This is a genomic window from Oxalicibacterium sp. (assembly GCF_035565035.1).
Taxonomy (GTDB): Bacteria; Pseudomonadota; Gammaproteobacteria; order Burkholderiales; family Burkholderiaceae_D; genus Oxalicibacterium.
The window spans coordinates 1-10,203 of sequence record NZ_DATMTD010000118.1 but is presented as its reverse complement, the minus strand read 5'-3'; the positions used below and the strand labels follow the sequence as shown (position 1 = coordinate 10,203).

Here is a 10,203-nt window from a genome sequence, read left to right as displayed (position 1 = left end):
AAATTTTCTTGCACAGTCGAACCAAGGTCCCGTCGACATCGCAGAAGTAAACAACAAACGCTTGAACTCCCGATAGCAACCATAGTCATAACGTAGCGTTCGCTATGACTGACGAATACATCATCTTCCTGATGTGTCGTCGCGCGAACCGCATCACACGGGGTTCAGCATGAGTGAAGATTCTTCTGCAACAACGTCATTCCGTGAAGACGGAACAACGGAACGTCTGACTGTCGACACCATCAATACGATACGCACGCTTGCGATCGATGCCGTCGAAAAAGCAAACTCCGGGCATCCCGGTACACCGATGGCGCTGGCGCCGGTCGGATATACGTTGTGGCGCGACTTCCTGCGCATCGATCCCGATGTACCCGACTGGCCGAATCGCGATCGCTTCGTTCTCTCTGTCGGACACGCATCCATGCTGCTGTACGCATTGCTGCATCTGGCACGCGTCAAGGAAATCGACGCCCACGGCAATCTGACCGGCTTGCCCGCAGTCAGCCTTGACGACATCAAGCAGTTCCGCCAGCTCGGATCGAAAACGCCCGGCCATCCCGAATACCGCATGACGACCGGTGTGGAAACGACCACTGGTCCGCTGGGTCAGGGTTGCGGCAACTCGGTCGGCATGGCCATTGCAGAACGCGCCCTCGCCGCACGCTTCAATCGCGACGGCTTCACACTGTTCGATCACGATGTGTATGTGCTGTGCGGCGACGGTGACATGATGGAAGGCATTTCCGGCGAAGCCGCTTCTGTCGCCGCACATCTGAAACTCTCCAATCTCTGCTGGATCTACGACAGCAATCACATCAGCATCGAAGGTTCGACCGAACTCGCCTTTACCGAAGACGTCGGCAAACGTTTCGAAGCATACGGCTGGAATGTGCTGCACGTGAACGATGCCAACGACACACATGCCATCACGCAGGTACTTGCGACGTTTCGCGAAACGAATGACAGGCCGACCTTCATCGTCGTGCATTCCGTCATCGGCTGGGGAAGTCCGCGTGCAGGCAGCGCGAAGGCGCACGGCGAAGCGCTCGGTGCCGACAATGTACGCGCCACGAAGAAGGCGTACGGCTGGCCGGAAGATGCGCAGTTTTTAGTGCCGGACGGCGTCGCCGACGCATTCCACGGTGTGATTTCCAAGCGCGGCAAGGCAGCGCGCGAAGCATGGCAGCGGGAATTCGAGCGTTATCGAAAAACATTTCCGAAAGAAGCCGCAGAGTTCGACCTGCTGCGCGAGGGAAAATTGCCGGACGGTTGGGATACCGACATTCCGGTTTTTCCGGCTGATGCCAAGGGCATTGCATCGCGTGATGCAGGCGGCAAGGTATTGAACGCCATCGCACCGCATGTGCCGATGCTGATCGGCGGCGCAGCCGATCTGGCGCCATCGACCAAGACGAACCTGACATTCGAAGGCGCCGGAGCATTCGAGGCAAATCGATACGACGGTCGCAACATGCATTTCGGCGTGCGCGAACACGCGATGGGCGCGATTGCCAACGGCATGGCACTCAGTTACCTGCGTTCGTACAGCGCGACCTTCCTGGTGTTTGCCGATTACATGCGCGCGCCGATCCGGCTCGCAGCCATCATGGAAGTGCCGGTGGTGTTCGTCTTCACGCACGATTCGATCGGCGTCGGCGAAGACGGTCCGACGCATCAGCCGATCGAACACCTGGCGACGCTGCGCGCAATCCCCGGCCTCGACACGATCCGTCCCGGCGATGCCAACGAAACCGCCGTGGCGTGGAAGGTCGCACTCAGTCACACGCACGAACCGACTGCGTTGATCCTGTCGCGCCAGGCGCTACCGACGATCGATCGCGGTAAATACGCATCGGCAGACGGCGTGCAACAAGGCGCGTACGTGCTGGCCGATTGCAAGGGTGAACCGCAACTCATCCTGATCGCAACCGGCAGTGAAGTGTCGCTCGCAATTTCCGCATACGAAAAACTGTCCGCCGACGGTATTCGCGCACGCGTCGTATCGATGCCGAGCTGGTATCTGTTCGAAAAGCAGGATCGCGCTTACCGCGATCAGGTCTTGCCGCCTGCCGTGAAAGCGCGGCTCGCCATCGAACAGGCCGGTTCGCTCGGCTGGGATCGCTATGTCGGCACGGATGGGGCAACCATCACCATGTCCACCTTCGGCGCATCGGCACCCCTGGCCAAGCTGCAGGAAAAGTTCGGCTTCACGATCGACAACGTCGTGAAGGTCGCGCACCAACTCATCAAGGCTCACTCATCATGAAAAATCCGTTACAGCATTTGCATGACGAAGGACAAGCCGTATGGCTTGATTTTCTCGATCGCACGTTCCTTGCCGAAGGCGGCTTGCGCAAACTGATCGACGAAGACGGACTGACCGGCGTCACTTCCAATCCGTCGATCTTCGAAAAAGCGATGGGACACGGCGATGCATACGACGAAGGCTTCAAGACATGGCTGAAAAAAGCCGGCGCAAACGCCGCTGCCAGCAATGCCACCGACGCTTACGAGGCGCAGGCCATCGACGACATCCGACACGCGGCGGACGATCTGCGCCCGGTCTATGACAAGCTGAACGGGAAGGATGGCTATGTCAGCCTGGAAGTGTCTCCGTATATTGCGAACGACACGCAGCAGACGATCGCCGAGGCGCGTCGCCTGTGGCAAGCAGTCGACCGTCCGAACCTGATGATCAAGGTGCCGGGCACCGCCACCGGCGTACCGGCCGTGCGGCAACTGATCGAGGACGGACTCAACATCAACATCACGCTGCTGTTCTCGCAGCAAGCGTATCAATCGGTGGCGGACGCGTTTTTTGCCGGCCTCGAAGCGCGTGTGAAGAAGAATGAATCGATCGACAGGATCGCAAGCGTCGCCAGCTTTTTCGTCAGTCGCATCGACGCGCAAATCGACAAGGCGATCGACCAGCGAATCAAGGACAGTGATGCCGAAAGCGCTGCGCTGCGCGCCTTGCGTGGCAAGGTCGCGATTGCCAACGCCAAACTCGCATATGTGCGATATCAGGAAATGATCGCCAGCGCACGCTGGGAGGCGCTGGCGAAAAAAGGCGCGATGCCGCAGCGTCTGTTGTGGGCATCGACCGGCACCAAGGACCCGGCCTATTCGCCAACGCTCTACATCGACACGCTGATCGGCCCCGATACCGTCAATACCATGCCGCCGAAAACGATGGATGCGTTTCGCGAACACGGCGTCGTCACGCGCAGCCTGACGCAGGACGTCGAAGACGCGCGACAGGTTCTGGCTGAAACCGAACGCCTGGGCTTGGATCTGGATGCAGTCACCGCCGCCCTGGTCGAGGATGGCGTCAAGCAGTTCACTGATGCGGCCGACAAATTACTGGCCGCCGTCGGTGCAAAACGCACGGCGCTAACCGGCAACACTTCCGTTCAATAACAGGAAAAATCATCATGCAGATTGGAATGATCGGCCTCGGCCGGATGGGCAGCAATCTTGCGCGACGTTTGATGCGCGGCGGCCACGATGTGGTGGTATTCGATCACAGCACAGAGGCAGTGGCAATGCTCGCCGGCGAAGGCGCGACGCCGACCGCCTCGCTGGAAGAAATGACCGGCACGCTCTCTTCCCCGCGTATCTTCTGGGTCATGCTGCCTGCCGGTGGTGCGACCGAGTCGACGATCACTGCATTGACCGCCTTGTGCTCGCCCGGCGACATCCTCATCGACGGCGGCAATTCGTTCTACAAGGACGATATCCGTCGTGCCGCATCCTGTCGCATGAAACAGTTGCACTATGTCGACGTCGGCACCTCCGGCGGCGTGTGGGGACTGGAGCGCGGTTATTGCATGATGATCGGCGGCCCTGAAGAAACAGTCGCGCAACTCGATCCGATATTCTCCACGCTGGCCCCCGGCTACGGCACCGTCGTGCGCACACCGGGCCGCGATGCAAAAGACGATCGCGCGGAACGCGGCTACATCCACGCCGGTCCGGCCGGCGCCGGCCACTTCGTCAAGATGGTGCACAACGGTATCGAATACGGCTTGATGGCCGCCTACGCGGAAGGTTTCGACATCCTGCGCAACAAGTCTTCCGATCGCCTGCCGGACGAGGAGCGCTTCGATCTCAACCTGCCCGACATTGCCGAAGTCTGGCGACGCGGCAGCGTGATTTCATCGTGGCTGCTCGACCTGTCGGCAGCAGCGCTGGCAAAGGATCACATGCTGGAGAAATATGCAGGTCAGGTCGGCGACAGCGGCGAAGGTCAATGGACCATCGATGCCGCGATGGAAGAAGCGGTGCCTGCTTACGTACTCTCGTCCGCGCTGTTCGCGCGTTACCGTAGTCGTGTGCACGATACCTTCGGCGACAAGCTATTGTCGGCAATGCGATTCGGCTTCGGCGGTCATGTCGAACTGCCGCTCGGCGAACCGGGTGAAAAATGATGCCGGCTTCGACGACAGTTTCAAAGGCTCCGCAGGCGCCGAAAGCGACGCTGGTGATCTTCGGCGCCACCGGCGATCTCAGTCATCGTCTGCTGATGCCGTCACTGATCAACCTGACTGCAAGCGGACTGGTCGGCGACGATCTTTCCATACTCGGCATCGGTCGCGCGGAAGGCGACGATGAATGGTTGCGTACCGGCTTCGAGGATTTTCAGCGCAGCAATTGCGGTGAAGGTGCGATCGACGCTGGCGACGATCGCGAGCGTGACGCATGGATGTCGCTACGTTCGCGCATTACCTATCTGCGCGGCGACATGACCGATGCGGCGCTGTACGATCAACTGCGCACGAAATTCGACCAGCTCGATATCGGCAATGCCGTGTTCTATTTGGCGACCGTTTCGCAATTGTTCGGTGATATTGCCGAACAACTCGGCAGAGTCGGGCTGCTCGACGAAAAAAAGGGGTTTCGTCGCCTCGCCATCGAAAAGCCGTTCGGTCACGATCACGCTTCCGCACGCGCATTGAACGAACGCCTGCTTGCGCTCGCAAGCGAAAAGCAGCTGTATCGCATCGATCATTTCCTCGGCAAGGAAACCGTGCAGAACGTCATGGTCACGCGTTTCGCCAACACCATGATCGAAGCGGTATGGAACAACAACTACATCGACCATGTGCAGATCACCGTGGCGGAAACCGTCGATGTCGGCACGCGCGGCAGTTTTTACGACGCTACCGGCGCCTTGCGCGACATGGTGCCGAATCATCTGTTCCAGATCCTCGCAATGATCGGCATGGAGCCGCCCAACTCCTTCGATGCCGAAGCGATCCGCAATGAAAAGGCAAAAGTCTTTCAGGCCATCCGCGGCCCTACCGCCGATAACGTCAACCGCGACGCAGTGCGCGGCGTCTACACCGCCGGCCGTATCGGCGACAAGGATGTCGGCGATTACCGTGCCGCACAGGACGTCGCGGCCGACAGCCGTACCGAAACCTATGTCGCGCTGAAACTCGGCATCGACAGCTGGCGCTGGGCAGGCGTGCCCTTCTACCTGCGCACCGGCAAGGCGCTGGCGCAACGCGATACCGAAATCGTGGTGGTCTTCAAGCCGGTGCCGTTCGCGCAATTCCACGACACCGGCGTGATGCAATTGCCTGCCAACAAACTCATCATCCAGATCCAGCCCGGTGAAGGCATGGGTATCGATTTCGTGGTGAAGCGACCCGGCCCTGCCATCGAGACCGCACCGGTGCGCATGAACTTCAGTTACGCCGATACGTTCGACATCGCGCATACGACCGGCTACGAAACGCTGATCTACGACATGCTGATGGGCGACCAGACACTGTTTCAGCGCGCCGATGGTGTGGAAGCCGCATGGCATGCACTGCAGCCGGTGCTCGACGCATGGGCGGCCGACGGCGAACCCGAACCGTACGTTGCAGGCAGCACCGGGCCGCGCGGCGCCGATGCCTTGATCGAACGTGACGGTCGCCGCTGGCATGGACTGGGCTCATGAATCACGCGTCGATTGGCAAGCCGGTCCACCTGTCGATCCGCCTCGTCGTCTGCGACATCGACGGCACACTGGTCCGGCATGACAAGTCGCTGCCGAATGCCAACATTCTCGCTGCACGGCAACTGACGGCGAGCGGCATACGCATGTCGCTGATCAGCGCCCGACCGATGAGCGGCATGCTGTGGCTTGCCGACGAACTTGAGCTGGACGGCCCGTTCGGCGCATTCAACGGCGGCACGCTGTTCAATCGCACCGGCGTGATCGGCCAGCCGCAACGGCTTGCGCCGGAAGTAGCGCGCACGATCCTGTCCATGCTCGACAAGGCCGGTGTCGATGCATGGCTGTTTGCCCATGAACGCTGGTATGCGCGCAATGCCGATAATCCGCATGTGCCGCGCGAAAAACTGTCTTCAGGGCTGGAGCCGACCTTGCGCGACGATTTCGACGCGCTGTGCAGCGAAGTCGACAAGATCGTCGGCGTCAGTGACGACAAGGTTTTACTGCGGCAACTCGAATCGGCGATGCAGCAAGCCACGCAAGGTCATGCGACCGTCGCCCTGTCGCAACCGTATTTTCTGGATGCCACGGCGCTGCTGGCGAACAAGGGGGATGGCGTGGTGGCGGTGGCGGCAGCGATGCAGACCCCGCTTGCGGAAGTTGCGGTGATCGGCGACATGCCGAACGATCTGCCGATGTTTGCGCGCGCCGGTCTGTCGATCGCGATGGGACAGGCGCCCGATGCCGTGCGTACGGCCGCCGACTGGACCACGACTTCGAACGAGGAAGACGGCGTAGCGCACGCCATCGAACGCCTGATCGGAGAACAGCGATGCGCGACGTGAAGATTGCGGCATCCGTGCTGGCGGCGGATTTCGCGCGCCTTGGAGAAGAAGTGCGTGCCGTCGATACGGCAGGCTCCGACTGGATCCACGTCGACATCATGGATGGACATTTCGTCCCTGATATCTCGTTCGGCCCCGCTGTCGTCAAGGCGATCCGGAAAAGTACGCAGAAGCCGCTCAACGTTCACCTGATGGTAGTCGAGCCAGAACGCATGCTCGAACGTTATCGCGACGCCGGCGCCGATCATCTGCTGGTGCAGGCCGAACCGGGTTCGACCATCCACCTGCACCGCGTGCTGAGCCGCGTGCGTGAACTCGGCTGCAAACCCGGCGTCGTCATCGATCCGGCCACGCCGATTGCATGGATCGAACATGTGCTGCACCTGGTCGACATCGTGCTGGTGATGACGGTCAATCCTGGATTCAGCGGACAGGCCTTTCTGCCCGAGATGCTGCCAAAGATTGCAGCCCTGCGCGCACGTTGTAATGAACGCGGATTGCATCCGCATATCGAAGTCGATGGCGGACAGAACCCGCATACCGTGCGGCAAAGCGTGGAAGCCGGTGCCGACGTCATCGTTGCCGGTACCGCACTCTTCAACCAGCCCGACTATGCGAAGGCGATCGATGCCATGCGCATGAATTGTTCATGATCTGCTGCCCATGAAAAAAACATCCGGAAAAATCGTCCGCAAGAAAGATCAGCCGAGTCGTCCGATCGAAGACTATGCGCTGATCGGCTCCACCAACAGTGGCGCACTGGTGCACAAGAACGGCGATATCGAATGGCTGTGTTTGCCCAGTTTCGATTCCGGCGCGATGTTTGCCAGCCTGCTCGGCGACGAGGGCAACGGTTGCTGGACGTTGCGGGCAAGAGACGCGAAGGCACGCGTCAGTCGTCGATATCTGCCCTGCACCATGGTGCTGCAAACCACGATCCGCACCAAAACCGGCACCGCAACCGTCACCGACTTCATGCCCAAACCGGCACCGGGCGGCACGCATGAAGTGGTGCGCATCGTCCACGGCGTACGCGGCCAGCTGGATTTGCATACCGAGCTGCGCATCCGTTTCAACTATGGCGAATGGTGTCCGTGGGTCAAACGTCAGGAAGGCGCAATCATCGCCGTGGCCGGACCGGATGCAGTGCGCGTCACATCGGGCGTGCCGCTGACCAGCAAAAATTTCTGCAGCTTTGCGAACTTCTCCATTTCGGCTGGACAATCCATCGCCTTCTGTCTGGAGTGGTATCCGTCGCATGAAGAACCGGCGATGCCGCGCAATCCCTATTCGCTGCTGGAACACAGCGTCGCCGAATGGACGCAGTGGAGCCAACAATGCACCTATGAAGGCGAGTATCACGACAGTGTGCTGCGCTCTCTGTTGACACTGAAGGCGCTGACCTACGAACCGACCGGCGGCATCGTCGCCGCGCCGACCACCTCGTTGCCGGAGCAATTGCAGGGCGAACGCAACTGGGATTACCGCTTTTGCTGGCTGCGCGACGCCGCGCTGACGCTGTATGCATTGATCGGCTCCGGCTATCTGCAGGAAGCCAGCGAATGGCGCTGGTGGTTGATGCGTGCCGTCGGCGGCTCGCCGAAGGAAATCCAGATCATGTACGGCCTGCGCGGCGAGCGCGCGCTGATGGAACGGGAGCTGCCATGGCTTTCCGGTTACGAGCAAAGCCGCCCGGTACGCGTCGGTAACGGCGCGCATGGGCAACGACAACTGGATGTCTTCGGCTCCGTCATCGCCGCCTTCTATGCCTCGCGTCGCGCAGGACTCGAAGGCATGGAAAAAACCTGGTCGCTGGAACGCACGATCGCGCGTCAACTGATGGACCTGTGGCGCGAGCCGGACAGCAGCCTGTGGGAAGTGCGCGGCGATCTGCGGCATTTCGTGCATTCCAAAATCATGTGCTGGCTGGCATTCGATCGCATGATCGCCAGCGCCGAAGAATTCGGACTGGAAGGCCCGGTGGAAGAATGGCGTCAGGTGCGCGACGCGATTCATGCCGATGTCTGCGAACGCGGCTACGACAAGGAAAGCAATTCCTTCGTGCAGTACTACGGCGCCAACACCGTCGATGCGGCGCTGTTGATGATGCCGTTGATCGGATTTTTGCCGATTCACGATCCGCGTGTCGAGGGAACCATCGCCCGCATCGAAAAGGAATTGCTGATCGATGGACTGATGTATCGCTATCGTACCGAGGAAGGTATCGACGGTCTGCATGGCAATGAAGGCGCCTTCCTCGCCTGCAGCTTCTGGCTGGTCAATGTCTACGTGACGATGGGAAAGATGCGCAAGGCAAAGGCTTTCTTCAATCGTCTGCTGGCACTGGGAAACGACCTCGGCCTGTATGCGGAAGAATACGATCCGAAGATGAAGCGGCAGCTCGGCAATTTCCCGCAGGCGTTTTCACACATCGGCTTGATCAATAGCGCCCACGCGTTCGCCTCGGTCGCCGGCGGTGCATGGGAACTGGCCGATTACGACGGCACGGCCATTTCATCGACGCCGGTGCTGGTGGTGATGATCGGCGTCTCCGCCTCCGGCAAATCGACCATCGGCAAGGCGCTGGCCGACCAGCTGGATTGTGCCTTCGAGGATGGCGACGATCTGCATCCGATGAAAAACGTGCGCAAGATGCAATCCGGCGAACCGTTGACCGACGCCGATCGCGCACCATGGCTGGATCGCGTCGCCGACTGGATCGGCAGTCAGGCAGCCGAAGGCAAGAATGGCGTGATCGCCTGCTCTGCGCTGAAGCGCGCCTATCGCGACCGCCTGCGAAAAGCCTACCCGAATATCATCTTCGTCCTTCTGGCACCGAGCGAGACCGAATTACGCAAACGTCTGCGCGCACGCAAAGGCCATTTCATGCCGCCATCGCTGCTGCGCAGTCAGCTGCGTACGCTGGAATATGCGCGAGGCCGCCGACGCCGGGAGCGCCCATCACCTGCTGCTGGGGCCCGACATCGGCTTGCCGCTCGACGCGGTGGCCCGGATGATCGCCTACCTGGAGCAGCATCCCGACGTCGGCCTGCTGGCGCCGCGCGTGCAGGGGATCGATGGGCGCCTGCAACCGCTGTGCAGCTTGCTGCCGGGACCGCTGGAAATGCTGCTGGGACGCTGCTTTCCGCTGCTGCACCGGTCCAGCGGCAGGCTGGCGCGCTACCAGTTGCACGCGAGCGGCTACAGCCGGGTGATGGAAGTGCCGGTGCCGCCCGCGTGCTGTCTGCTGATGCGGGTCGAGACCGTGCTGCGCGCCGGCATGTTCGACGAGCGCTTCCTGCTGCGTTTCGACACGGTGGACCTGGCGCGCCGCACCGCCCTCATCGCCCGCACGGTCTTCGTGCCGCACGTGACGGTGGTGCGTCATCCTGCGCGCGATGTCGCCCG

At 60.7% G+C, this 10,203-nt stretch carries 7 protein-coding genes and 1 pseudogene; all 8 read left to right on the top strand.

The features are described from left to right. Positions 1–169 precede the first annotated feature (169 nt). On the top strand, positions 170–2,269 hold the full coding sequence (tkt, locus tag VN114_RS12955; protein ID WP_325515510.1) for a transketolase: 2,100 nt from the start codon (positions 170–172) through the stop codon (positions 2,267–2,269). Continuing rightward, positions 2,266–3,423, top strand: coding sequence for a transaldolase (tal, locus tag VN114_RS12950; RefSeq protein WP_325515508.1), 1,158 nt, complete (start codon positions 2,266–2,268; stop codon positions 3,421–3,423). The genes tkt and tal overlap by 4 nt, the downstream gene beginning before the upstream one ends. Before the next feature lie 14 nt (positions 3,424–3,437). After that, positions 3,438–4,433: a phosphogluconate dehydrogenase (NAD(+)-dependent, decarboxylating) gene (gnd, locus tag VN114_RS12945; protein ID WP_325515506.1), complete on the top strand. Its 996-nt coding sequence runs from the start codon at positions 3,438–3,440 to the stop codon at positions 4,431–4,433. Further along, positions 4,430–5,953 carry a glucose-6-phosphate dehydrogenase gene (gene zwf / locus VN114_RS12940; protein WP_325515504.1) on the top strand — a complete coding sequence of 508 codons (1,524 nt, stop codon included), beginning with the start codon at positions 4,430–4,432 and terminating at the stop codon, positions 5,951–5,953. Before gnd ends, zwf begins: the two co-directional genes overlap by 4 nt. Next, a complete protein-coding gene (locus VN114_RS12935; RefSeq protein WP_325515502.1) occupies positions 5,950–6,795 on the top strand; it encodes a Cof-type HAD-IIB family hydrolase in 846 nt (281 codons plus the stop codon). Before zwf ends, VN114_RS12935 begins: the two co-directional genes overlap by 4 nt. After that, positions 6,783–7,448 carry a ribulose-phosphate 3-epimerase gene (gene rpe, locus VN114_RS12930; RefSeq protein WP_325515500.1) on the top strand — a complete coding sequence of 222 codons (666 nt, stop codon included), beginning with the start codon at positions 6,783–6,785 and terminating at the stop codon, positions 7,446–7,448. The genes VN114_RS12935 and rpe overlap by 13 nt, the downstream gene beginning before the upstream one ends. 10 nt (positions 7,449–7,458) lie before the next feature. Further along, a pseudogene (locus tag VN114_RS12925) lies at positions 7,459–9,267 on the top strand (glycoside hydrolase family 15 protein); the annotation flags it as partial. 66 nt (positions 9,268–9,333) lie between these two features. Further along, positions 9,334–10,203, top strand: an 870-nt coding sequence (locus VN114_RS13480) for a gluconokinase (RefSeq protein ID WP_414694225.1), incomplete at its 3' end; no start/stop codon positions are given.